Annotated in this window: 17 protein-coding genes and 3 pseudogenes; 10 read left to right on the plus strand and 10 right to left on the minus strand. The window is 62.1% G+C overall.

Features of this window, described 5'->3' with window-relative positions:
• Positions 1 to 70: 70 nt before the first annotated feature.
• Positions 71 to 736: an FABP family protein gene (locus ACD578_RS16770; RefSeq protein ID WP_404286740.1), complete on the minus strand. Its 666-nt coding sequence runs from the start codon at positions 734 to 736 to the stop codon at positions 71 to 73.
• Positions 737 to 1,324: 588 nt separating this feature from the next.
• On the opposite strand from ACD578_RS16770, the pseudogene ACD578_RS16775 reads away from it, so the two are divergent.
• Positions 1,325 to 1,471: pseudogene (locus ACD578_RS16775) on the plus strand (IS6 family transposase); the annotation flags it as partial.
• Between the two features lie 164 nt (positions 1,472 to 1,635).
• On the opposite strand, the gene ACD578_RS16780 reads toward ACD578_RS16775, so the two are convergent.
• Positions 1,636 to 2,211: a VOC family protein gene (locus ACD578_RS16780; RefSeq protein WP_404286742.1), complete on the minus strand. Its 576-nt coding sequence runs from the start codon at positions 2,209 to 2,211 to the stop codon at positions 1,636 to 1,638.
• A gap of 653 nt (positions 2,212 to 2,864) precedes the next feature.
• Between ACD578_RS16780 and ACD578_RS16785 the strand changes: the two genes are divergently transcribed.
• On the plus strand, positions 2,865 to 3,296 hold the full coding sequence (locus tag ACD578_RS16785; RefSeq protein ID WP_404286744.1) for a cupin domain-containing protein: 432 nt from the start codon (positions 2,865 to 2,867) through the stop codon (positions 3,294 to 3,296).
• A 201-nt stretch (positions 3,297 to 3,497) separates the two neighbouring features.
• On the opposite strand, the gene ACD578_RS16790 is transcribed toward ACD578_RS16785, so the two are convergent.
• Positions 3,498 to 6,344, minus strand: coding sequence for an ATP-binding protein (locus ACD578_RS16790; protein ID WP_404286746.1), 2,847 nt, complete (start codon positions 6,342 to 6,344; stop codon positions 3,498 to 3,500).
• Between the two features lie 179 nt (positions 6,345 to 6,523).
• On the opposite strand from ACD578_RS16790, the gene ACD578_RS16795 reads away from it, so the two are divergent.
• The 8 genes and pseudogenes from ACD578_RS16795 to ACD578_RS16830 form a co-directional block, all read left to right on the plus strand.
• A complete protein-coding gene (locus tag ACD578_RS16795; protein ID WP_404286748.1) occupies positions 6,524 to 7,300 on the plus strand; it encodes a response regulator transcription factor in 777 nt (258 codons plus the stop codon).
• 979 nt (positions 7,301 to 8,279) lie between these two features.
• A complete protein-coding gene (locus ACD578_RS16800) occupies positions 8,280 to 9,518 on the plus strand; it encodes an ABC transporter substrate-binding protein (RefSeq protein ID WP_404286750.1) in 1,239 nt (412 codons plus the stop codon).
• 103 nt (positions 9,519 to 9,621) lie between these two features.
• The gene (locus tag ACD578_RS16805) at positions 9,622 to 9,816 is read left to right on the plus strand and encodes a hypothetical protein (RefSeq protein WP_404286752.1); all 195 of its coding nucleotides are present in this window, start codon (positions 9,622 to 9,624) and stop codon (positions 9,814 to 9,816) included.
• A gap of 148 nt (positions 9,817 to 9,964) precedes the next feature.
• On the plus strand, positions 9,965 to 10,774 hold the full coding sequence (locus ACD578_RS16810) for a carbohydrate ABC transporter permease (RefSeq protein WP_404286754.1): 810 nt from the start codon (positions 9,965 to 9,967) through the stop codon (positions 10,772 to 10,774).
• Between the two features lie 2 nt (positions 10,775 to 10,776).
• Entirely contained in the window at positions 10,777 to 11,631 is an 855-nt protein-coding gene (locus ACD578_RS16815) for a carbohydrate ABC transporter permease (RefSeq protein WP_404286756.1), read from the plus strand.
• 321 nt (positions 11,632 to 11,952) lie between these two features.
• A pseudogene (locus ACD578_RS16820) lies at positions 11,953 to 12,195 on the plus strand (IS110 family transposase); the annotation flags it as partial.
• Positions 12,196 to 12,274: 79 nt separating this feature from the next.
• Positions 12,275 to 13,441: an IS110 family transposase gene (locus ACD578_RS16825; protein WP_404286758.1), complete on the plus strand. Its 1,167-nt coding sequence runs from the start codon at positions 12,275 to 12,277 to the stop codon at positions 13,439 to 13,441.
• Positions 13,442 to 13,726: 285 nt separating this feature from the next.
• Positions 13,727 to 14,533: pseudogene (locus ACD578_RS16830) on the plus strand (IS110 family transposase); the annotation flags it as partial.
• 617 nt (positions 14,534 to 15,150) lie between these two features.
• Here the strand turns inward: ACD578_RS16830 and ACD578_RS16835 are convergent.
• The 7 genes from ACD578_RS16835 to ACD578_RS16865 all read right to left on the minus strand — a co-directional run bounded on the left by ACD578_RS16835 (position 15,151) and on the right by ACD578_RS16865 (position 24,379).
• Positions 15,151 to 16,878: a recombinase family protein gene (locus ACD578_RS16835; protein ID WP_404286760.1), complete on the minus strand. Its 1,728-nt coding sequence runs from the start codon at positions 16,876 to 16,878 to the stop codon at positions 15,151 to 15,153.
• A 300-nt stretch (positions 16,879 to 17,178) separates the two neighbouring features.
• The gene (locus ACD578_RS16840) at positions 17,179 to 18,150 is read right to left on the minus strand and encodes an IS110 family transposase (RefSeq protein WP_404286762.1); all 972 of its coding nucleotides are present in this window, start codon (positions 18,148 to 18,150) and stop codon (positions 17,179 to 17,181) included.
• A 308-nt stretch (positions 18,151 to 18,458) separates the two neighbouring features.
• The gene (locus ACD578_RS16845) at positions 18,459 to 20,390 is read right to left on the minus strand and encodes a potassium transporter Kup (protein ID WP_404286764.1); all 1,932 of its coding nucleotides are present in this window, start codon (positions 20,388 to 20,390) and stop codon (positions 18,459 to 18,461) included.
• The gene (locus ACD578_RS16850; RefSeq protein ID WP_404286766.1) at positions 20,377 to 20,844 is read right to left on the minus strand and encodes a hypothetical protein; all 468 of its coding nucleotides are present in this window, start codon (positions 20,842 to 20,844) and stop codon (positions 20,377 to 20,379) included. The genes ACD578_RS16845 and ACD578_RS16850 overlap by 14 nt, the downstream gene beginning before the upstream one ends.
• 165 nt (positions 20,845 to 21,009) lie before the next feature.
• Positions 21,010 to 21,702, minus strand: coding sequence for a response regulator (locus ACD578_RS16855; RefSeq protein ID WP_404286768.1), 693 nt, complete (start codon positions 21,700 to 21,702; stop codon positions 21,010 to 21,012).
• A complete protein-coding gene (locus tag ACD578_RS16860; protein ID WP_404286770.1) occupies positions 21,699 to 23,201 on the minus strand; it encodes a DUF4118 domain-containing protein in 1,503 nt (500 codons plus the stop codon). The genes ACD578_RS16855 and ACD578_RS16860 overlap by 4 nt, the downstream gene beginning before the upstream one ends.
• Entirely contained in the window at positions 23,198 to 24,379 is a 1,182-nt protein-coding gene (locus ACD578_RS16865; protein WP_404286772.1) for a universal stress protein, read from the minus strand. The genes ACD578_RS16860 and ACD578_RS16865 overlap by 4 nt, the downstream gene beginning before the upstream one ends.
• Positions 24,380 to 24,404: the final 25 nt, after the last annotated feature.

The raw sequence follows: 24,404 nt of genomic DNA on the forward strand, positions 1-24,404 counted from the left end.
GTAGCGCTGCGATCCCGGGCGCGGCAAAGGTCCGAGACGAAGCGACTTTTGGCGAGCCGCGCCACTCTGCTCAACCTGCCTTTCGCTTGGCCAAAATCATCGCCAGCGGATTGGGCTTCGCTTCACCGACCCGCTGGAGCGTGTTCCGGTCCTGATGGGCAAATGGCACGTTCCGGCCATGCACCAGCAACTCAGTATCGGTCACGTAGCTCCAGCTCCCGTCCGGATGGAAGGTGATCGTGATCTTGTAGTGGTCCGTGCGAAACGCCTGCTCCAGAAAACTTGTCGAGCAGATGCCATATTCGGTCTGCCCGCGGGTTGCCGTCACGACGATCTCGTTCGCATCGGGTGTCGCCTGGCCCGCCGCGATGGCGACTTGCCCGCGCGGGATGGCAATGGTCTGCATGACGAGGCCGGTGGCTGGCTCCCACAGCCAATAGCCGACCTGATCATGGAAGGTGATGTCCTCCTCCTCGGTCGTGATGTGGATGTGGTAGCGAAGGCCATAGAGCAGTTGTGGCCCGTTGGCTTGGGGGTCGATCGCCTGAAAATCGATACTTTCGATGAACGCCCGGCGCTCCGGGCCTTCGGCCTTGGGGTTGAGGTCGACGCCCTTGCGCGCGCGCCAGCGCCCCGCCAGTCGTCGCAACGGGCCTAGATTGTTGAGGGTTTCCGGATCGACGTCGCTGGGCTCGGTGAAGACGTCCGTGAGGGCCGTCATAGGAAAAGGAGTCATGGCGGAACCCTTTTTGCAGATAGAGCGACTGACGGACACCGACGCTGCTTGTCGGCCGTGGCTGCGGAGACGACCATGCTGCAACGATGTCTAAGGTAGCATAATAACGATGAAGAATAATTTGGGCATTGGAATGAAGATAGAGATTCTTGCCCAATTGAGGATTTCCCTCGATCACGACCTCTCCACGCAGTGGAACATGCGTCCAGCTACCAACGCTTCTGATGATTGAGACGGCATAGACGCCAACCCCTGTCGTGTCATCAGGCTGCGAGGCGATCAGGTTTTCCAAGACCTGATCGCTGCCATGTAGATTACGGTTACCGAGACGAAGCCGCTCAATCCCCTACAGGAGGCGATTGCACGTTTGGGCCGGAACAAGATCTCGGCCCAGCGATACGGCAACGAATTACATGGCAGAACGCAGGCTCCGGAATCGAGGGAGGGATCCCTGTGACAGCTGCATATGCCTCGAATCCAAGTCTTTGATGCCTCAAAGCGAACCAGCGGACAGCGAGGGTTACTGCTCTCTAAAACTACGTCGGTGAGAGTAGCGCTGCCCCACAAGTTCCACGAAGCAGGTTATTGCAATTGCTCGGGTTCAGGGCCACAACCAGTGCCCGTGTGATCCTTGGCGGCATCGAGATGATCCACACGATGCGCAATAGACAGGCGAGTTACGTCCGCAATTCGCCGCTGTCGCTGGCCGAGCAGCTAGAACTGTTTGCTACCTGAATGCGCTAGCAAACAATTGTCCTTTTCGCAGATACTCTCCGAATTGCGACACAAGCGCTCTGGCAGCCCGGCTGGAGGCCTTGTTCCTTACATGACAAGGAGACTACCATGATCGAGAACGGCGTGGCTCTTGTCGCCCGCGTGGCTGCACGACTCCTTCAGCTTTAGATTGTCGCGATGCTGGACGCTTTTCGCAGCACGTCAGCAAGCTGGGCGCTGAAATCGATGTCCCAAGTCTCAGGGTTGCCCGGCAATCGCACAGTCACCTCCTGGATAAGCCAGCCATTTCCGTCCGGATCTTCGAATGAGGCGTATGAGGCGTAACTTCGGCGTTGCGGACTTGGGCCGCTGAGGCGACATTCAGAGCCGGCGTGGTGAAACACGCCGCCTGCGTCGTGAAAAAGCTCACTGATTTCCACGCCGCGGCGGCGGAGTTCGTCGCGTGTGGCTACGATGTCTGAGACGACGAGGTGCAAACCCTGGGCAGAGCCTGGCACAGCGGCGGTGACATTCGTGCCTAAGATGACTGAGCATCCGGAGCTTGGTGGGGTGAACTGGACGACACGAAAGCCTTCCCCTTTGGCAAAGTCGAGATCGAGCCTCCACCCTAGACGGCTGTAGAAACTCTTCGCACGATCAACATCCGAAACTGGAATGACAACGACCTCAAGCTTCATATCCAATGTATTTTCGGGCGGTGTGCCAGGAGCCAATTTGCTCAACGAATGAGTGTCATGCATTGTTACCTCCCTGTGTGCGGGTTGCCGATCTGGGCTCTGATATGATGAATGGCGAACCTTAGTTGGCGTAGAGGACTAGCAGATGAGAAGGAGCACCGTGCCTCGATTTCTGTCACTGCGGGCAAGCTGAAGGTTCGCAGCGTGGTTTGAGAGAGCTCGAGTACAGTTCCGACTTTCACGCCATGCGAGGCGTCGAATACGCCCCCCTTCACGGGTACTTGGTAGCGGTAATCTGCTAACGAAGGGTGGAGAGCGCTCCTTCGCGAAGGCGGGCCGGAACTCCACGGATCTCCTTCGGTGCAGAGCCGAGTGACACATCTGCCGGTGCGGTTGCACTGACAGCCACAGACTCCTGGCGCAAGGCTGAGGGTAGATTACAATCCGCCATAGTTGTCATCTCCTGGGGCCGTCGATCCAGTTGGATAAGGCTGATTAACTTCTTTATGCTCCGCCATATTCCGCTACATGACTATTGCACGAAGGTATCGTTGATACCTTGGCATCGGTTTGCAACCGCATCGCTTCGACGGTGGCGGTGCCTTAGCAGTTTATAAGTGTTGTCATGTCTGGATGGCGCCCGACACCAACGTACAATGGACGAGGAGGTGACGTCGACGGCAAGGTAAGTCGCCGGGTCTTCAGGAGAGCTGCCGATGACCACGACCCACTTTCCTGGCCAAGAGATGTTTCGCGCAATAAATCCAGAGGACATCGTTTGGCTATCCTTCCCAGCTTTTCCTCCGGCCGCGCGGCTGGCCATTCTCGTTGGGCAACCGCTCGAAGCGAGCCCCTACGTTATCAGGGTGAAAATACCGAGGGGGACTAGATTGATGCCTCACCGCCATCCAGAGGACAGGGTCTACACGGTCATCTCGGGCGTCTTCTACATCGGCCTGGGTGAGCGTTTCGACGAACAGCTTCTAAAGGGGTATCCGCCCGGATGTGTGGTGGTTCTGCCAGGGAACACATGGCACTTCCATTACGCGAGATCCGGAGAATACGTGACCCAGGTGAATGCTATTGGACCCTTGGGGCTCGAGTACCTCGACCCCGCGGACGATCCTCGGTCTGGCAGCAATCACTAAGCACCGGCGGCAACAGACGACTTTACTGCTCATTCTATGGTGGCGGATGGTGCGTCCGACCTACTCCATCTCTTCGACAGATAGATGCTGTTCAGCCGGATCATACGTGAAGTACCGAGTCTTCCCCTCGGCGGGCCAGCCGAGGTTGAGGTCATCGTGGAGGCGTATCACTGATCGGGCGGCAGTTGCAGACCTCGCCCGCTACAGGTTTTCGAGCAAGGCGGACGCGGCGCGTAGGTCCTCAGTTTGGAAACCCTCGTTGAACCGGCCATAGGTCTGCCGCAGGAGGCTCCGCGCCTCTCGAGTCCGTCCGTCCGAGCTCCAGATTCGGGCGACGCTGGTTGCAATCCGGAGCTCCCATGACAGCGCAGAGTGACGGCGCGCGTGTTCAAGAGCATCGAGCAGTTTAGCCTCCGCAGACGCAAATGCGCTGCGCCCCTCGCGCCAAATCAGGATCTCAGCGTCGACGCGGAGTACCTCGGGCAGACTCCACGGAGCGTCGCAGGGAAGACTTTCGGGATAGGGAACAGGCAAGGTCGGTTGCTCAATCAACTGATGGACCTTGGCCATGGTAGCGTACTGAATTCGAGGCTCGATATAGGCAGCCTTCAGCCGATCCGCTTGCCCCCCCCGGCGAAGCTCCAAAGCCGCAGAAAAGATCTGGGCATACCGGGTGAAACCAGGATTGCCGCCTGTGCGCTCTCTCAGCATTCCAATCCGAAGCTCCGCCTCAGCCTGGTCGCCGGTCCAGAGTGAGACGGGGCATCCAGCCAGAAAGAGTACGTAACAAACCGAGAACCAATGATCCATTTTCAAAGCGGCGTCGATGGCGCCCTGCACGGTCGCCTTGGCTTGGTCTGGCAGCCCCTGCACCCACTGTATGCGTGCTAAGGTGGTCAGCATCGCCACGTGCGCATCGACCTGCAAGTCGGTGTCGGATTCACTATCCACGATGGGCGTTCGATCGATCACAGCTCGGGCGTGACGACCGGCGTGAATGTGATCTCCAAGATCATGCAGCGTCAGGGCCAGCATTCTGTCCGCGAGCACTCCGTGGCGCTTATCGCCAGTGCTTCCGGCGACCTCGGCGTACTGGTCGGCGGCTGCACGCGCTCGATCATGTTCTCCCGCGCCTCGAGCAGCCGCCCAAGTTCCCCAAAGAGATTGGAGCAGGATATCCGCATCTCCAACCTCTTTTGCGAGCTTGCCGGCAAGGTCGAACGACCGTTGCATTCGGGCTGGGTCGGTGTCTGGGCCACTGTACCAAAGGGAGTAGCCCAGAGCAGCGTGCAAACGCATTTCCAGGCGGAGGTCCCGCGTCGGCAGGTCCCTGAGTCGATCGAGCGCTCGCTCGACCCTCTGGCGGTACTCGAACATCAGGGAGAGTCGGAACCAGAGCGGGGCCGAATAGGCTGTCAGCTCTAGGCCAATCATGAGAGTGTCGGGCGAGGACAACGCCCGATCGATGGCCCAGCGGACGTTGTCGATGTCCCGGCGGTCGGCGGCGATCCTGTCTGGGGAGCCGGTAACGGTGGCACCTTGGGAATCAGACTTGAAGGCGTCCCGGAGGAACTCCAATGCCAAGCGGGTCACATGGTGGATTTCTCCGTTCTCAACAAGCTTCTCGGTCGAGTAGGCCCGCGTCGTCTCAAGTTGGCGCCACCTACCCGAACCTGATGATCCATCGAAAGTGATAAGCGATTTCGCGACGAGGTTCCCAATCCCGTCGAGCATGGAAAGGTCTGGCCGATCGAGATCTCTGGTGACCGCCATCGCTCCACCGGCCGTAAATCCCGCCGGGAAAATCGCGGACCGGCAGAGCAATTGCCTTTCCCACTCCGTCAGCAGGTCATAGCTCCAGTCGAGTGTGGCTCGGAGAGTCTGGTGCCGAGGCAGCGCCGTGCGGCGGCCGGTGGTAAGGAGGCCGAAGCGGTCGTCGAGCCGCGCCGCTACTTGGTTCAGCCCGAGGGTTGCGGCTCGGGCGGCGGCGAACTCGATCGCAAGTGGAATACCATCGAGTTGCCGGCATATAGCGGCAATATCCACTACTGCCCGGGTCTCTGGAACGAATGCGGGGTCTTGCGAGGAGATCCTTGCGATGAATAGCTGCACCGCGCTCTGAGCAAGGACCGCATCGGGATCCTGGTCGTGCTCCTGTGGAAAGCTTAAGGGGTTCACACGGTATACGGTCTCTCCCTCGACGCGAAGGTCTTCACGGCTCGTCGCCAGAAGTGTCACTCCGGGGCAGATTCGGATGATCGACACGGCGGCCTCCGCGGCCGACTCGATGACGTGTTCGCAGTTATCTAACACCAGCAGCATCTGCCGCATCACCAGAGCACGGGCGACTGAGGCGGCGTTCGCATCCTCGCCGCCCAATCGAACGTCAGTGACGCCGGCAATGGCGGAGGCGACGAGGTCGGGGCTGGAGACGGACGCTAGGTCGACGACGTACGCGTCGCCTGCGGCGTTCGCGAACAGCGTGCGCGCTACCTCAAGGGCCAATGCGGTCTTACCGATCCCGCCCGGGCCCGTGAGGGTCACAAGGCGATAGGCTGATAACAGCTTCGCCAGTTGCGCAGCAGCGAAGGACCTGCCGAGAAGCGGCGTTATGGCGGCTGGCAGGTTGGTCCGACGGTCATTCCTGCCAAACCCAGCCTGCGATGGACCGACCGCCGGCTGCAACTCGGCCCCCTGGCGCTTAGTCCACGCTCCATGCAAGCGATATCCGCGTCCTGACACGGTCTGTACCCGAGGTCCGTCAGGGCCGAGAATCCGCCGAATTGCTGAAATATGAACCTGCAGAGTGTTCTCCTCGACAATGGCGCCCGGCCAGACGCGGTTCATCAAAGTATCCTTAGTAACCAGTTCGCCAGGTCGCTCCGCGAGGACGGCAAGAATCTCCAGCGCCCGCCCCCCAATCGGGACTGGAACGCCATGAGCTCTCAATTCTCCACGACCGAGGTCTAACTCCCAGAGACCTGATGCGTCGGTCAGAATGGGGACTGGCGCCGTCATGTCGCTTCCTGTGGGTGGCCTTCCACGCATTAACCCGAAATGACACGGGCTCTGCAACCGGCGTTTCGCCTTCCATTGCTTGCCAGAGGCGCGGCGGCGGGTCTGTCGAAGAAGGCGGCCTTCAGGAAAATTCAGGACACGCTCAGGGAATCGCTGACTCTGACCTTCTAGTCTCAAGGTCGAGACGAAGCCGAGAAGGAAATCTCCCGATGATCTCGCAACATGATTCCCAGGCGACCTTATGTAATGATGTGACACCAGCCTGCCACATCAGGCGGGTACCTTCGGCAGCTTTTCAGCTAGCCTCTTTGGGCGGGCTCGGCGGCGTCTCCGATATTGACCCGACAGTCCTTCCGCCAGGCCGCATCGTTGTTGTCGATGAGGACCTCGGTACCCGTGAATCCTTCGCGCGGCTCTTCGCTCGCGTTGGCCGTGATTGCGCCGGCTTCTCGGCGGGAGCCGAGTTCCTTGCCGATGGCCAGGGCACGGAGCCGACCTGCGCAATCGTCGGGTTCCACCTCGCTGATGGAACGGGCCTCGAGTTTCAGAGAACACTTTCCAAGGAGCGGACCGCAACATCCGTGATCTTCCAAACGGCGGGTAACCCTGTTGAAGCAGCGGTCCATGCCATGAAGGCGGGCGCACTGGACATCCTGACCAAGCCGTTTCGCGATGATGCGGTGCTTGCAGCAATTGGACCTGCGCTGGAACGGAGTCGCATGCTGATCGAGGACGCAAAGCATCTCCGCGTCCTAGCGGACCGCCACGCCTCCCTCACTCTGCGAGAAAGACAGATCTTCGTCTTGGTAGCGTCGGGCCTCATGAACAAGCAGGTCGCTTTCGCTCTCGGTCTGAGCGAGATCACCGTGAAAGCTCACCGCGGGCGCGTGATGAGGAAGATGCAGGCGAGATCCCTCCCAGATCTCGTCATCATGGCGGGCAGGCTCGGTCTCAATCAGGCCGATCCCGTTGTGACAATGCCGTGAAAAGAGGGACACACCGTCGGCGGCCGTCATAGGGATTGCGCGCCTCGCAGGCACGTAGGATTCCGAGATATTCTTTCATTGTGCGGATGATCGGCATCGAAGACAATCGAACTTCACGGTCGACCGGAATGAGATGCCTGAATCGCCACGCCTTTTCACCTATGGTCGCGATGAGCGGACTAGATCACCACGTCCAGGTGGAGTTCGAAGTCGAAATCCTCGAGCTTCCGGGCGGTATCGGGGTCGAGTTCTTGGCCCGGAACCTCGCAATTAGTGCGCTATTCTGCGTGCTCGCGGCCCGGCTTGCGCGCACTCCCGTTTGTAATATATCTTGCGCCTCAATTGACCCATCAGATTACCTCGTCTGAAAACAGAGGCGGTATGGAAGGCGCGGATGAGGATCGAGGGCTTCAAGCTGACGCGCTTCCAAGACAGGCGCGACCGGATCACTGGTGATAGCCAAGTCCTTATAGCCTGCGGTCGTCATTTCGGACTCAAACTCACCTCCGATTCCAGCGACGTGGAGCCCGGGATCAGGGCGAGCCTCTCTTACCCCTGTCCGTTGCGCGATGAAATCGTCCGCACTTTTGAGGAAGAGGCCTGGCCGGGCCTCTTCGGGAAGGCCCCGGCAGGGATCGTCTACAGGGTTTCAGGGCCTCGCACAGGCAATGTGCGGCGCATGTCGCTACCCTTTGAGGAAGTCGTCAACCACGCGTGCTGGGATTTGGCGGCGAAGCAGGCCGGGCTACCGCTCCGGCACCTCCTAGGAGGCACGGAGCCACAAGTCAGCATCCATGAACGGCCGGGGCACGGGCTCACGCTGAGCGAGACGGCGTGCAGAGAGCATGCTCGCCGTGACGTGAAGCGGCCGGACGACCTGCCCCACCGCCTAAATCGGCTCCAGTTGTCTTGGCGTCCTGAAAACCACGGGAAGGGTACGCCGCACGTCTAAGCACCGTCAATCAATGGGAGGACTGAGATGCGTATCGATCGCCGACAGATCCTGGCTGGCCTCGGCGCCGTGCCTCTGGCGGGACTGGCCCCTCGTCTCGCACTGGGCCAAAAGGCGAGCCTGAACTACTGGCATCACTTTACGTCAACCACGGAGTTCAAAGGGCTGGAGAGAGTTGTCGCCACCTTCGGCCAGAAGAGCCCCGGGATCACGGTGATCCAGGAGAACATCCCCAACCCCGAATACATGTCCAAGATGACCGCCGCTGTTATCGCTAATGCAAGGCCGGACACGTGCATGATCACTGCTGAGCGCGCCAACGATCTCGTGGCCATGGGCGCGCTGGCCGACCTGACCGACCGAATTAAGGCTTGGCCCCACTACGGCGAGTATCCCGACCAGGCTTGGGCTGGCTGCACGGTGCGCGGCAAGATCTACGGCATCCCCGCGTTCACCTTCGTGGACTGGATGTATTACCGCAAGGACTGGTTCGCGGAGAAAGGCCTCAGGCCGCCAACAACCATGAAGGAGTTCATGGAAGCCGCCGTCAAACTAACGGACACATCGAAGAACCGCTACGGCTTCAGCATGCGGGGTGGCGCGGGCGGCCACAAACACGTCATTGACCTCATCGAGGCTTGGGGTTCCCCGCTCGTCGTCGACGGGAAGATGGCTATCGACAAGGCGAAAGCCACGGAGGCCGTCGCGTTCTACACGGACCTCCTCACCAAGCAGAAGGCGGTGCCGCCGAGCGCCCCCAGTGACGGGGTCCGTCAGATCATGGAAGCGTTCAAGGCGGGCCAGACCGGCATGGTCTGGCACCACACAGGATCGTTGATGGAAATCCAGGCGGCCATGAAGCCCGAGCAGTACGGCACCCTGCCGATGCCAGCAGGGCCCACCGCCCATATCGCGCGCATGGCTTATGCGTTCAATGGCATCGCCAGTCCCGCCAAGCTCGACGCCAACTGGGCGTGGATCTCCTTCTGGGCCGATCCGGAGGCGGCGACTGCCTTCCTGGAGGAGACCGGCTACTTCCCGTCGTCACCCAAGGTCGCTGCTGACGAGCGCATCATAAGAAACCCGCTCTATGCGGCCGCCGTGGAGACAACGAAGTTTGGTCGCCTGCCGCCCACGTTCGTTGGCATTGCCGGCTGGTCCGAGACGGTGGTCCTTCCGGAATTCCAGAAGGCGCTGGTGGGCCGCTCCACGCCGGGCCAGGTTGTCGACGCCATGATGGTGGGGCTCGAGAAAGCTTTGAAGTGAGCGTGCTCGCTCTCGTCCATGGCGCGGCCACGTCTGCCTGAAACGGCCCAATCCGCTTGGCGACACTTGCTGCCCCTCTTGTCTCAGGTCTCGCGAGGCTCCCATGTGCATCACCGAAATCCGCTGCTTAGTCGTCTCTTTAGGACAGGTCGTCATTAATGCCGAGCACAGCGCCGGGTTCAAGCGCTTCGGCAAGTTGGCCATCCAGGGCTGTGTCCTGACCGTATCGAGCGAGCCCGGGCCAGTGGACGACTTCGCCCGGGAGCATTTCAAGCGTATCGCCGTGGCTTCGGCCTGAGCGGAGCGAGGGCGTGACGCTAGCGCGCAACATGATCCAAGCGGAAAGGCTGAAACCCACGTGGCGGCGCGGGCTCGAAACCCTTTCAGAGACGAAGGGCTGGGCCTATTGGCTGCTCGCCCCTAGCCTCTTCCTAATCCTCGTTGTCGTGCTCTATCCGACAGTGTGGGGCGTCGCGCTCAGCTTCCGCGAAATGCGCCTGAATCGCCTCGATCTCGGCACCGGCTTCGTTGGGATGAAGCACTATACGGCGATCGCGTCCGACCCCGTGTTCTGGCTCGCGTTGCGCAACACCGTCGTGTGGACGTGCGGGTCCATCGTGGGCGAACTCGCGCTGGGGCTTTCGGCCGCGCTCCTTCTCAATCGCGATCAACGAGGATTCCGCTTCGCGTTGGTGTTGCTGCTGCTGCCGTGGTTTCTTCCGAATGTCGTGGCGGGCCACATTTGGGCGCTCATGCTCGATTCGCGGCTCGGCGTCCTGAACGACATGCTCGTCCGAGCAGGCATCCTCACCACCTCCAAGGCGTGGTTCGCCGATCCCAGCACAGCGCTCGGCGCGGCGATGCTCGTCGAGATATGGCACGGGTTCCCCTTCTTCACGCTGCTGCTGCTCGCCGGGCTCAAGGCCATTCCCGGCGACCTTTACGAAGCGGCCGCGATTGACGGGGCGGGATTCCTGCGCCAGCTTCGGTCGATCACCCTGCCGCAAATTAAGGCGATCATTGTAGCCACCGTCGTTCTCAGGGTGATCAGCCTCGTTAATTCGCCAGATATCATCCTCATCCTGACGGGCGGCGGCCCCGGCCGCTCGACCTTAGTGCTGTCGCTGCACGCCTTCTTGAAGGTCAACAAGGAGTTCGACTTCGGCCAAGGCAGTGCTCTGGCCGTGGTGCTGTTCGTGCTCCTGATGGGGTTCTCCTACCTGTATGTCCGTCTCTCCAACGTCATGAAGGACTGACCATGGCCCGCTACTTGACCGGTATTACTGCGCGGAAGCGGTTCGCCGACGCCCTTGCCAACGTTGCCATCCTGGCCATCGTGGCCTTCGCCGTCTTCCCGATCCTTTGGGCGTTCCTGGTGTCGCTCAAGCCCGAGGCAGAAATGGTGACCGCGGACATTCAATACCTGCCGCAGCGCATCACGTTTGAGAACTACGAGGCCATCTGGACACGCTCTAACTTCCCGACGTTGATCACAAACAGCGCTGTAGTGTCTCTGACAACAGTTATCATCTGCACCGTCTTCGGCACGCTCGCGTCCTATGCCGTCGCCCGCTGCCGTTTCACCGGCCGCCAAGCACTGATGCTGTTCTACTTAGTCATCCGCATGTTTCCGGCTGTGATGATCATCATCCCACTCTTCATCCTGATGCGGAATGTCGGCCTCCTTGATAGTCGCTTCGGCCTGGCGCTCGCCTATACGACTTTCCTTCTTCCTGTGTTCATCTGGATGATGAAAGGCTTCTTCGAGAGCGTGCCGGGCGACCTGGAGGATGCCGCCCGGATCGACGGCGCGAGTCGTCTCGGCGCCATGGTGCGCGTCGTGCTGCCCCTCGTGCTCAGCGGACTTGTCGCGACGGCAGTGTTCGTCGCCATCGGCGCCTGGAACGAGTTCCTGTTCGCCCTCATGCTAACGACCAGTATGGGATCAAGGACCTGGCCGGTGGGACTCCATCTGATGGTCGGCGAGTTCCAGCTATCTTGGGGGGCGCTCGCGGCCGGTGGGATCATGTCTATCGTCCCAGTCATAGTGCTCTTCGCCATTGTGCAGCGCGCGCTCGTGCGCGGCCTAACGGCCGGCGGCCTCAAGCCCTGAACAACCTGGGAAAGCTGAGTGCCCATTCGCTCGCACCTTGAGAAGGACTCGTTTGCGGGAGTAGAGCGGGGGCACGGTCACGAAAGGCGCTCGATGAACTCTCTCGTCGCCCGAGCGAGGTCGACTCGACGTTTGCGTCGCGTTGCGGACCAAGGTCGAGCATAGCCTTGCTCCGCCGCTGTGCGGTCGGGATGCCCGACTTGGCCGCGTGTGAGTTCGGCAAGATGGGGCTGGAGCAAGAGCTGATGGGGTAGACGCCCCCCAACGGCCTCGGTGTGCCACAGTGGAGGTGTTGATCAGCACCACTTAAGGGAGGCGTCCATGGGAGAGGTTAGCACAATCGGTTTGGATCTGGCGAAGAATGTCTTTCAGGCGCATGGGGCTGATGCATCCGGAGCGGTCCTGTTCCGCAAGAAGCTGCGGCGGCACCAGGTGCTCACCTTCTTCGCGGCCCAACCGTCTTGCACCGTGGCCATGGAGGCCTGCGGCAGCTCGCATCACTGGGCGCGCGAGATCGGCCGGCTTGGTCATCAGGTTCGATTGATCCCGCCGGCTTACGTGAAGATGCCATGAGGAGGTGAGCGGCGCCCAGCTCTCTGCGAGAGTAAGGACGCCAACTCTTTCTTCCTGGAGGCGATAGGCCATGCAAGCGACCAACCCCACGTCCACTACCTGGAGCCCTTCCTCGGACCAGGCCGCAATCGTTGTTTCTCTGGAACTCAGTCGCGCCGTCTGGCTCGTGACGGCCTTGCTGCCGGGCGGAAGCCAGAAGATGTCGCGGCATCAGGTGCCAGGCGGCGATCTGGCTGAGCTGCTGAGCCGCTTTGCGGAGCTGCAACGCAAGGCTCACGCCCGCACGGGCCAGCTCGCCCGGATCGTGGTGATTCAGGAGGCGGGACTGGACGGGTTTTGGATCCATCGTGTGCTGGAGAGCGAAGGCATTGAAAGCCATGTTGTGGATCCCGCGTCGATTGCCGTCTCACGCCGGCGGCGACGCGCCAAGACCGATCGGATTGACGGCGAGGCGCTGGTGCGCACCTTGCTGGCCTACAAGCGCGGCGAGCCGCGCGTCTGCGCCATGGTTCGTGTCCCAACCCCTGACGAAGAGGATCAACGATGCCTCTGCCGTGAGCTGAAGACGCTCGTCAGCGAACGGGTCCGGCATGTCAACCGGCTCAGGGGACTGTTCTTCTCGCAGGGCATTGCCGATTACGATCCACGGCGTCCGGACCGGCGTGCAAGACTCGACGAGCTGCACACCGGCGACGGACGTGCCTTGCCGCCGCATCTCAAAGCTGTGGCACGGCGCGAACTCGAGGTCATCGAGCTGCTGGATCGGCAAATCGAGGCCGTGAAGGCCGAACGCGATGCTCTTCTGGCCGCAGCGCAAACAGCGGAGGTCCCCTCAAAGGCGGTTCAGATGCTGCTCGGCCTCAAGGGGATTGGATCAGGGTTTGCGGGTGCGCTGTGGTCGGAAGGCCTGTTTCGGCACTTTGACAACCGGCGGCAGGTGGCAGCCTATGCGGGCTTGGCGCCGACACCCTGGAAGAGCGGCAAGATCGATCACGAGCAGGGCGTGTCGAAAGCCGGCAATCCCCGGCTGCGCGCCATCCTGGTCGAGATGGCGTGGCTCTGGTTGCGGCATCAACCGGGATCGGCCCTTGCGCGGTGGTACCATGATCGCGTGCGCCTGGGCGGGCGGCTGAAAAAGGTCACGATCGTCGCGCTGGCGCGGAAATTGCTTGTCACGCTCTGGAAGTATGTGACCCACGGCGTGGTCATCGAGGGGGCGGCCTTGAAGGTCGCTTGATCCTGCGCATCCGGCACATGCTCAGCAATTCCACCAAGGCCTGATCAGCTTTGGCGGATCCGGGTGGACGAACCGCGGTAAAGGTATGGCCTGACCGGCCGTAGTTAAGAATGGTCCCGTCCTCCCGAGCCCTGCCCGCAGAATGCGGGATGGTGGTGCAGCCGCTGCGAGCGGCGACCGTATGTGAGCTTGAGCGCGCAGTGCAAAAACGTGCTTGAAGGACGGGCTCGGACCTGTGATCCGGAAACCGGAATGGAGAACTACATGAACTGAAGCATTTCGACCTTGATCCGATGCTCCTCATGTGAGCCTTTCGTCAAGCGCCAGAAGAACGATGCGGCCGATGCGGAAGCCATCTGCGAGGCGGCCCAGCGCCCGACCATGCGCTTTGTGGCGCCTAAGAGCGAACAGGCTCAAGCCGCAGCGATCGTGTTCCGGGCCCGCGACCTCCTGGTGCGGCAGCGAACCCAGATCATCAATGCCCTGCGCGGGCATCTGGCCGAGTTCGGGCTCATCGTGGCCAAAGGCCCGGCTCACGTTCCACACCTGTTGCAGGCTGTCGAGGATGAGGCAGAGCCGATCCCGGAACTCGCCCGACCGATTCTCCGGATGCTCGTCGAGACGCTCCATCGGCTGGATGAGCAGATTGCAGGTTTGGACCGCGAGGTTGCCCGGCGGGCCAAGGAGGATGAGACGGCGCGTCGGCTGATGACCATCCCCGGGGTCGGGCCGGTCACCGCAGTGGCCCTGGCGGCGCTGGCCCCTCCGGCTGAGACCTTTAGGTGCGGGAGGGACTTCGCAGCGTGGGTCGGCCTTACCCCGCTCCAACGCTCCACAGGCGGAAAGCAGAAGCTCGGGGCTACCTCGAAGATGGGCGAGCGAACGCTGCGCCGCCTGCTCATCATCGGCGCGAACAGTGTTTTACTCCAGGTCGCCCGCAACGGGGCGCCGTCTGGATCATGGATTGCACGGATGGTGGCACACAAGCCGCCGATGCTGGTGCGAGTGGCGCTGGCCAATAAGATGGCTCGCATCGTCTGGGCGCTACTGGCACGCGGTGAAGTCTATCGAGCTCCTGCCGCGGCTGCGTAGGCAGTTGCGGCTGTGAGGCTGTTGGGGCGTAGGAAGGTCGAAGGAGAGAGATGGCGCAACGGTCATTGAGACGGGATCAGATAAACCAGCTTGAGCACGAGAGCTTCGAGCGCGTAGAACTGATTGGGACCTGATCCGCGTACTCCCATCCGGGCCCGCGGCATGTGAGCCGCATTAAGGCCGCACACATGTCCGCATCCGACCTGCGCGCTGTACCAAACCTGAAGATTCTTCTTGCGTTACCAGGGGCGTCTACACATGTGCTCAATGACACGAATAGCTAGGACGGATCGGCAACCTACCTGAAAAGGCGTGAGGATTGCCTTCTCCAGGAGAGGTGGTCTCTGTTCTCTTATTCCGGGAGTTTTGGTCAAGCCCTTTGAGCGGCCCTTTCCGTCAGTTCGGCTGATATCACCTGTTGGGTCATGGTTCTCTCCGCGGTCAGCAGACACCGCCGCATGATGGGGTCGGAAGCCTCAGCCTCGCCATGTTGCATACGCGGTCAATCTGCTCCCTGAGGTTCAGGTCTCAGGCCGCAACGGTGCCCACGCGATGGCTGCTGCCTCGTCCCGACAAGGGACATCGTACCGCCAAACCTGGCGGATCTCTTGGGGTGTCTATCTCATGCGGGCTGCCCTTCCTGGCGCGACCACCGAAAGTCCGTGTTGTCGCGCCACATCCGGTGCAGGATCACGACGTGTTGGACAATGGTGCAAAGTTCGGCCTGTCTCAGGTGGACCTGAGACGCTGGGATCAACCCGGAAGATCACCCGAACAACATCATCGGCAACCTCGATCCGCTTGACGAGAGTACAGATGATGTCGCGCTTCGTCGCCCAATCCGCAGCCCCGAGCCGCTCGCGCACCATGGCGGCAAACAGGTCCAGCTTACCAATGATGAGATGCAGCGAGCGGACTTGCTCATCCGCTTCCTGGTGAGCCTTGGCTTCAGCCTCCAGCCGGGCTGTCCGGCGCCGCAACGCGGTCAGGCGCGGCTCGAATTCGGACTTCTCGATCAGTCCCTCGGTGTAGCTGTCAATCAGTCGCTCGACCGCGCGGTGTGCCTTGGCCAATTGACGGTCGAGGACCTCGAGCTCGAGCCGATGCGGCGTGGCCTGCACGGCGTCAAGGCGCCGCTGATACTCGGCGATCACCCGTGCCGGATCGTCGAGCAGCCGGCAGACTTCGGTCCACACCGCCTCATCGAGCAACTCCGTGGCGACCAGCCGGGCATCGCACCGGAACGCACCGTGGAAGCGGCTGCGGTCGGTGCCGCAACAGCGATAGTAACGCCACTGCCCACGATGGTGATGGCCGGTGAACCCATAGCCGCACTTCTGGCAGACCAGCAGGCCGCGCAGCAGATACTGGACGCCCGCAAGCCGCTCGCGACTGCGTCTGCGGTTCTCCTCCAGTTGCTCGGCGACACTCGCGAAGAGGTCTTCGCCGACAATCGCTGGCACCACGATGCCGATGTGCCGCTCAGGCGGAGCGAGCACTTGCCGCCACGGCCGTCGTGGTAGGCCATCGTGGCCGCGCGGCGGATGAAGCGGCGGCCGCCATGGCACGCTCTGGCGGCGACCATAAAGCGCCTGTCCCGCGTAGGCAGGATTGAGCAGCATGCTATGGATCATCGCCCGGCTCCAGTGTCGCCGCCCCATTGGGCTTGGAAGTCCGCTGTCCTGCAGGCGCCGGCAGACCCCAGCCAGCGTCAAGCGCTCGTGCCCGACCCAGGTGAAGATCTGGCGCACGATCTGGGCAGCCTCTTCATCGATCTCGTAGCGGGCGTCTCCTCCGCCAGCCTCACGCGTGATGTAGCGGTAGCCGAAGGGCGCACGAGACAGAACACTGACGGCACCAGTGTGGGCGCGGTGGCGCTTGCCGCGCCGACTGCGCTCCAGCACCTTGGCTCTCTCGTACTCGGCGAACATGCCCTGCAGTTGCAGCAGCAAGCTGTCCTCGGGTGTGGTCCCGATCGGATGATTGAGGAAGATCACCTGCGTGCCGGCGTGGGCGAATTCTTCGAGCAGCAGAACCTGATGCGCGTAGCTGCGGGCGAGACGATCCGGGGCATGGACGTAGACGAGATCAATCGCCGACAGCGCCACGAGATCGCGCAACCGCTCCAGGGCCGGGCGGATCAGGCTGGCACCGCTGTGGCCGTTGTCGATGAACCGCAGATCATCCCGGATACAATGACCCTCCTGTTGCGCACGTGCGATCAACTCCGCCAGTTGGCTGTCGATGGTGTGATGCTCAGCCTGCTGGTCGGAGGAGACCCGGGCGTAGAGGGCGACCTGCAGGGTCTGCGGCGGGGAAACGGCTCTCAGATGCGGAGTTCTCATCGCATGCTCCCTCGGAAATGCCGGCCTGTGCCCGTGATGGCAGCGAACAGCGGCGCAGGGGCAGGAGGCGCTCGTAGGCGCGTCCCAAGGCGTCCCGACTGCCCCGTCTGACCTCGAAGCCGACCTCAAGGCGCAAGGGGCGACGCCGCATGCAAAGCTTGGCCATGGCGGTCCTCGTCCTTCATCGGTCTGGTTTGTCCAGAGCCGATGAAGGGTTTAACGCAAGACCAGTTGTGTGACGCCGGAGAGCCTCGCGAGCGACTGTATGGACAAAGCTGATCGCAAACTTTGCACCATTGTCTAACACGTCACCGCCAACTTACGCGCGACCGCGACGGTCGCCTTCTTGCCGCCCACCTTCTTGGCGAGCCGGGTGCCCCAGGCCTTCAGCGCAGACCAGCGCGAGACCCGGTTCAGCAGGATCCCGGCCGCCTCAAACAGATACATGCGCAGCAACGGATCGCCGCACTTGGAGATCCGACCGCTTCGGTCGATCTCGCCTGACTGATACCGTCGTGGGGTCAGGCCAAGGTAAGCCCCTACACTGGACGAGTTCGAGAACCGGTCTGGTGTGTCGACGACACTGATATAGGCCAGCGCGACCAGAGAGCCGACACCGGGAGCCGTCATGAGCCGCCGAGCCGCTTGGTCCTGGCGCGCCAGCCCCATGAGGCGGCGGGAGAGGATGCCGATTTGTCGGCTGACCTCCTGCAATGCTGTCAGGAGGGCCTCAACAGCATCCTTCAGTGGCCCATCGGCCACCAGTTCGCGCACGCGGTCGATGAAGGGCTGACGGCCTCCCTTGCCAGCGACCAGACCAAAAGGCTTGAGCATGCCTCGGATCTGGTTGATCAGGTCCACGCGTACCTCCACTAAGCGAGCGCGTGAGCTGAGGAAGCTACGGATCACCTGGCTGTCGAGGCTCTTGACGGTGACCTCCCGGTACCATCCCGTACGCACGATCTGTGCCAGCCCAAGGGCATCATTCGGGTCGGTCTTGTTCATCTGCAGCGACAGCGCTGCCTTGGCATGGCGCGCATCCAGGCAAATCACAGGCAAGCCGCGCTTCTTCAACTCATGCCAGTGCCAGGTCGACAACGGGCCGCTTTCCAGGCCAATGCGCTCCACATGCGGCGCTCTCACTTCGACGACTGCCGCAATGGCTTCCGGCGTCGAGGCGCATTTGCCACGCCAGAGCGCCTTCCCGTGCTCGTCGACAATACAGACGGCTGTCTGCTCCAGCGATACATCTAACCCGACATACTGCTTCATGAGGATACTCTCCGTTGGCTTCCAGTTTGGGCCCGATCCCATCAGACCCCAGTTTGCCGTCGAAGGGCACCAGGCCCGGAATAACCCCATGTTGCATTAACCTGTCAAGTCACAGGATGTAGGACCTTCAGAAGCGGGCGAGCACGCTACGAATTGTGGCTCCTGAAGTTATTGCAACAGAGCCCCAGAATGTCCGGTGCTTCTGCCCTAAGCAGACATCAGGCTTTCTTCCGGAAAGTGCCAGTTCCGGACCTCCACCAGTGCGAGTTCGTGCCTTGCTCCGTGAGGTTTCCCAAGTCGATCTGAGCTCACACCGTCACTTGGGTTCCGACCTCGACCACGCGACCTGTCGGGATTTGAAAGAAGTCAGTGGCGTCGCTCGCTGACTTGGCGAGACTGATGAACAGCTTGTCCTGCCAGAACGGCATCCCGCCGTGCACCGACGGCCTGATGGAGCGCCGCGAGACGAAGAACGACGTCGTCATGATGTCGAACTTAAACCCCTGCTTGCGCAGGAGGGCGAGACCCCGGGGAATGTTGGGAGCCTCCATGTAGCCGAAGCTCATGGTCGCTCGCCAGAACGAGTCCCCGAGAGACTCGATCCGAACTCGCTCGTTATCCGCAACGCGCGGCGCATCCTCGGTCTTCACGGTCAAGACCACGTTCTGCTCATGCAGGATCTTGTTGTGCTTGAGATTGTGCAGCAGGGCAGCGGGGGCGGTGTCGGGATCGCTCGTCATGAACACAGCGGTGCCTCTCACCCGATGTGGCTGGCTCTTCTCCAGCATGCCAATGAGCTCGAGCAGTGGCACGTCCACCTTCCGGGTCTTCTCGAACAGGATGCGCGTCCCACGCCGCCACGTCATCATGAGCGTGACGAGCAGCGCACCGACCAGGAGTGGCATCCAGCCCCCCTGCGGGATCTTGAGGGCATTGGCCGCCAGGAAGATCATGTCGACAAGGAGGAAGGGCACGATCACGGCGACAGATGCCCAGAGCGGCCATTTCCAGAACCGCCAAACCACGAAGAAGGCCATGATGGCCGTCACCACCATGGTGCCCGTCACGGCGATGCCGTAGGCGTGTGCCAAGGCGCTTGAGCTCCTGAACATGATGACCAGGAACAAGACTGCCAGCAGGAGAAGGAAGTTCACCTTCGGCACATAGATCTGGCCCTTCTCGGTCTCGGAGGTCCAGCGAATCTCCATCCGCGGCAAGAGGCCGAGCTGGATCGCCTGTTGAGTCAAGGAGAAGGCGCCTGTGATGACCGCCTGACTGGCGATGATCGTGGCGATGGTCGCCATCGCCACCATGGGAAGCAGCGCCCACTCCGGATAGAGCAGGAAGAAGGGGTTCTCGATCTTTCCCGGATCCGCGAGCAGCAGCGCGCCCTGACCGAGATAGTTCAGGGCAAGGCAGGGCAGCACAAAGCCGAGCCAAGCGGTCTGGATGGGCCGCCGGCCGAAATGGCCCATATCGGCGTACAGCGCCTCGGCACCCGTGACTGCCAGGAACACGGCTCCAAGAGCGAGAAGCCCGGGCGTGCCGTGGGTGGCCAGGAATGCGATGCCATACGTTGGACTGATCGCAGACAGGATGCTGGGATCGTCGGCCAGATGAAGGATTCCGCCAAGAGCCATCAATGCGAACCACACGGCGGTGATCGGTCCGAACCAGGCCGCGACCCGAGCGGTCCCGTGGCTCTGCACCGCGAAGAGACCGATCATAATCACGAGGCTGAGCGGCAGAACATAGTGCTCGAAGGCTGGGCTCGCGAGCTTGAGCCCTTCGACGGCCGAAAGCACCGAGATGGCCGGGGTGATGATGGCGTCTCCATAGAAGAGCGCCGCGCCGACCATGCCGAGAAGCGCGATGACGAGGATATTGTGGCCCATGGCCCGCTGCGCCAGCGCCATGAGGGTGAGCGTACCACCCTCGCCGTTGTTGTCGGCGCGCAGGATGAAGAGCACGTACTTGATCGTCACGATGAAGATCAGCGCCCACAGAATGAGCGATACGATCCCGAACACCATCTCGCGCGTGACGGTACCTCCGCCAGCCGCTGCGGAGAGCGATTCCTTGAGGGCATAAAGAGGGCTCGTGCCGATGTCGCCGTAGACGACGCCGAGCGTGCCGAGCGTCAGCATCCAGAAACTGGATCGATGCGGTTGAAGTTGGGCTCCAGGGTCCACCGAATGGGATTGGCTTGGAGCCGTCACGATCAGGTTATCGTTCTGCATCACGGCTCATGCGGTTGGCCAGTGAATGTCCGATCCTCCTGAAAGGGGTGACATTACTGGGAGCGAGACCTTGGGCCTTTCGGAGCTGGGCCTGAACAAGGGCGCCGAGGATTGCGAGCGCCGGGTTGTCGTGCTGAAACTCGGCCACGTCCTCAATCCAGTTGATGGCCAGGCCGCGAACGCAGATCGCACAGTTCCAGCGGCTGTCATCGCAGGACAGGCGATGAATGGCCCAGTCGGGCAGTTCCCAACCGATCAGCCAGAATCCCAGGTCGACCCAGGCCTCTGCCGCGACCAGACGCTGCACGAGATCGTTGAGCCTGATCGCCGATGTGAGCCGCGGACACGCGTATTGCAGCACGTCTGACACGAGGCCGCCCGTCGGCTGGGAACCCGCCTCGATCCGCGACAGGAGGGAGCGGAGCTCCCGTTCCAGATTTTGCTTTGGCCACATCTCGACTGTCCAGACGGGTCGGGACCATGGCCGGCCATCCGTGCACCAAGGCCAGTGAGCCGTCCCATCCCTTCGACCAGACATGGCCAGGGCCGCATAAAAAATCGATTGGGAAGTGAGAGGCCGGATATAAAGACCGTATAAAGACGTCGCCTCAGGCGCAGCCTATTCCGCATCCAGCAGACGATAGCCGATGCCCGGTTCGGTCAGGATGAAGTGGGGATCGGATGGATTCGGTTCGATCTTCTGCCGGAGTTGGCCGACATAGACCCGCAGATACTGGGTATCGTTCTCGTGGGCGGCGCCCCAGACGGCGGTGAGGATCTGCTTGTGCGTCACCACCTTGCCCGCATGGCTCGCCAGGAAGGCGAGAAGGTCGAACTCCCTCGGGCTCAAGTTCACCTCCGTCCCCTGCCAGGAGACCCGACGCCGAGGAACGTCGATTTCCAGTCCTCCCACGCTGACGACAGGCGTCTCGCCCTTGCGCTGCATGCGGTGGCGCAGGGCCGTCCGCAGGCGCGCCATGAGTTCCCCCATCCCGAACGGCTTGTTGACGAAGTCATCCGCGCCGAGATCGAGGGCGGCGATCTTCTCGGCTTCTCTGTCACGGGCCGAGAGCACGATGATGGGGACATCGGACCACTCGCGGACTCGGACAATGACATCCTTGCCGTCCATGTCCGGCAGCCCGAGATCGAGCACGACGATGTCAGGCGCATCGGCAGCGATGCGCTTCAACCCGTCAGCCGCTGTTCCGGCGCTGATCGTCTGGTAGTCATTCGCTTCGAGAGCCGGCTTGAGGAAACGGTAGATCGCCGGCTCATCGTCGATGACGAGCACACGTGTCGGCACAGTCATGGCGCCTTCCCCTCAAGCGACAGCCGGATCGAGATGCGCGTGCCGTGCCCGTTCGCCACCGGGCTCTCCGCCGCGATCGATCCGCCATGCGCGTCCACGATGCCTTTGGCGATGGCCAATCCCAGCCCCGTGCCCTCGCCCCCGTCACCGACCTGCTCACGGCCGCGGGCAAATTTCTCAAAGACCTTGGAGAGAAGGCTTTGGGAGATTCCTGGCCCGTCATCAGTCACCGACAACACGATTTCATCACTCTCGCGATAGGCCTCAAGGTCGACTCGCGCATCGGAGCCCGCATAGCGAACTGCATTGCCGACGATGTTGGCCATGGCCTGATCGATCAGGGATGGATCAGCGAGAACGAAGGGAAGGTCCGGACTGATCTTGATGTGGAAGGTTTGGGTTGCCCCTCGCCGCCTGACGAGGGCGACCACCCGGTCGAAAGCCTCCCGGATATCGACCCAGTCGCGGCGAAGCTCCAGGGCTCCAGCCTCGACGCGCGTCATCGACAGCAGGTTGCGCACCATTCGGTCGAGATGCTCAGCTTCGTCCTTCACCTGCTCCAACAGGTCCTGGCGCGCGAGCTCCGGCAGTTTCGGCCCATAGTCGATCAGGCTGGTCGCCGCCCCGAGAATGGAGGCAAGAGGGGTCCGGAAGTCATGGCTGATTGAGGCCAGCAAGGTATTGCGGACCCGTTCGGTCTCGGTGGCCGTGTTGGCTGCTGTAATCTCCCGCGCCAGCCGAGCCCGCTCCAAGGCCGCGGCCGTCAGTTCCGCTACGGTCTCCGCCAGGGTGCGGATGTCCCCGTCAAGCGCAGCCCCGTCCACGGCGATGCCCAGCACTCCGACGCGGCCATGGGACGACCGCAAGGGAAGGAAGAGCCAGCGCGCCGATGGCAGCGTTCCCGTTCCGGCGCCGGCGGCCTCGTCCTTCTCGTAGGCCCAGCGGGCCGCCGAGGCGGAAGCCGTATCGAGCTGGTCCTCCGGCGGCCAGGAGGCTGCAAGCTCAAGGTTATCGTCCCCAGGGAGGAGGATCGCAATGGGACGATTGAGATAGCCGTTCAGTTCGATGACCGCGCCCTCGGCTACGGCCCTCGCATCAGGGAAGCTCGAAAGCCGGCGGGTGAATTCGTAAAGGCGCCGCGTGGCTCGGGCCCGGCTGAGAGCGGCGGCTGCCTGCTCCCGGGCCCGTCCGGCCAGGGCCGAAGTCAGAACGGCCGCACCGAGAAAGACGAACAGGGCCAGCAGTTCGTGTGGGCGGGCGACCGTGAAGGTGTAGACCGGATCGATGAAGAAGAAATTGTAGCCCAGGAATGACAGGATCGAGCTGACAACGGCAGGCCAGATCCCGAAGCGCACGGCTGCGAACAGGACGGCCACCAGGAAAATCATGGAAATGTTCGGCAGCGAGACAATGGACGTCATCGCCAGTCCGACCGCAATCGCCGCGGCGACGGCGAGCGCCGACCACAGGAAAGGCGCCCAGGGCTGATCCGGCTTCATTCGTGGCATCCAGTCCCGCCACCAGGCGCCCCGGGGTTGCCCCCTTTGGCAGTCACGACGTGAATGGCGATGTCCTCGGAGTGGTGAACCAGTTGGTGCGGCAGCGAGCGCCCGAGGAGTTCGGACCACCAGCCGCCCCGGGACCGTCCTACCACGATCTGAGTGACGTTCTCAAACCGGGCGAAGCGCAGAAGCTCCTGGACGAGGTCGGCAGCAACCAGCGTCTTTGCTTCGTCGGCACCCAGTTGGGTTGCAAGCTGAAGCGTCTGGTCAAGGCGATGCCGCCTTTCACTGCCCAGGCTCTCGCCAGGACGTTCGACGGTCACGACCAGCCAGGGCGCACCGATGGCATCCGCCAGACGCTTTGCATGGCGCACGACCGCCGGGGAGATGTCATCGGCGCCGACACAGACGAGGATGCGTTCCCCTGCCGCCCACGGGCCCTCGACCCCGCCGCCCTGCATGCGTTCGAGCAGGTCGCTGTCGATGCGCTCGGCGGCCCGCCGCAATGCGAGTTCCCGCAACGCCACGAGGTTGTTGGGCCGGAAGAAGTTGTCGACGGCGCGCACCGCTGTGTCCTGCACATAGACCCTTCCCTCCGCCAACCGCTTGAGGAGCTCATCCGGCGGCAGGTCGATCAGGACAAGCTCGTCCGCCTCGTCGAACACCGCATCGGGCACGGTCTCGCGCACGCGGACCCGGGTGATGCGCTGGATGACGTCATTGAGGCTTTCGAGATGCTGGACGTTGAGCGTCGTCCAGACGTCGATCCCCGCCGCCAGCAGTTCCGCAATATCCTGCCATCGCTTCGGATGGCGGCTGCCAGGGGCATTCGTGTGGGCGTATTCATCAACCAGGATGAGCCGTGGGTGGCGGTTCAGGGCAGTGTCGAGATCGAACTCCTGCACCATCCGTCCCCGGTACGGTACCGACAGGCGGGGCAGGATCTCGAAGCCGTGCAACAGGTCTTGAGTTTCCTGACGCCCATGGGTCTCGACAAGACCGATGACGACGTCAACGTCGCCCTCCAAAGCCGCGCGGCCGGCCTGGAGCATGGCATAGGTCTTCCCGACGCCGGGAGCCGCCCCAAGAAAGATCTTGAGACGGCCCCGCCCTTCTCGGTTGGCCAGCGTGAGCAGCGCATCCGCCGATGCGCGGGGCGTCCCGGTCAGGGCCATCAGGATGGGGCCTCCATTGCCTTCG

This window comes from Microvirga sp. RSM25 (assembly GCF_044784385.1).
Classification (GTDB): Bacteria; Pseudomonadota; Alphaproteobacteria; order Rhizobiales; family Beijerinckiaceae; genus Microvirga; species Microvirga tunisiensis.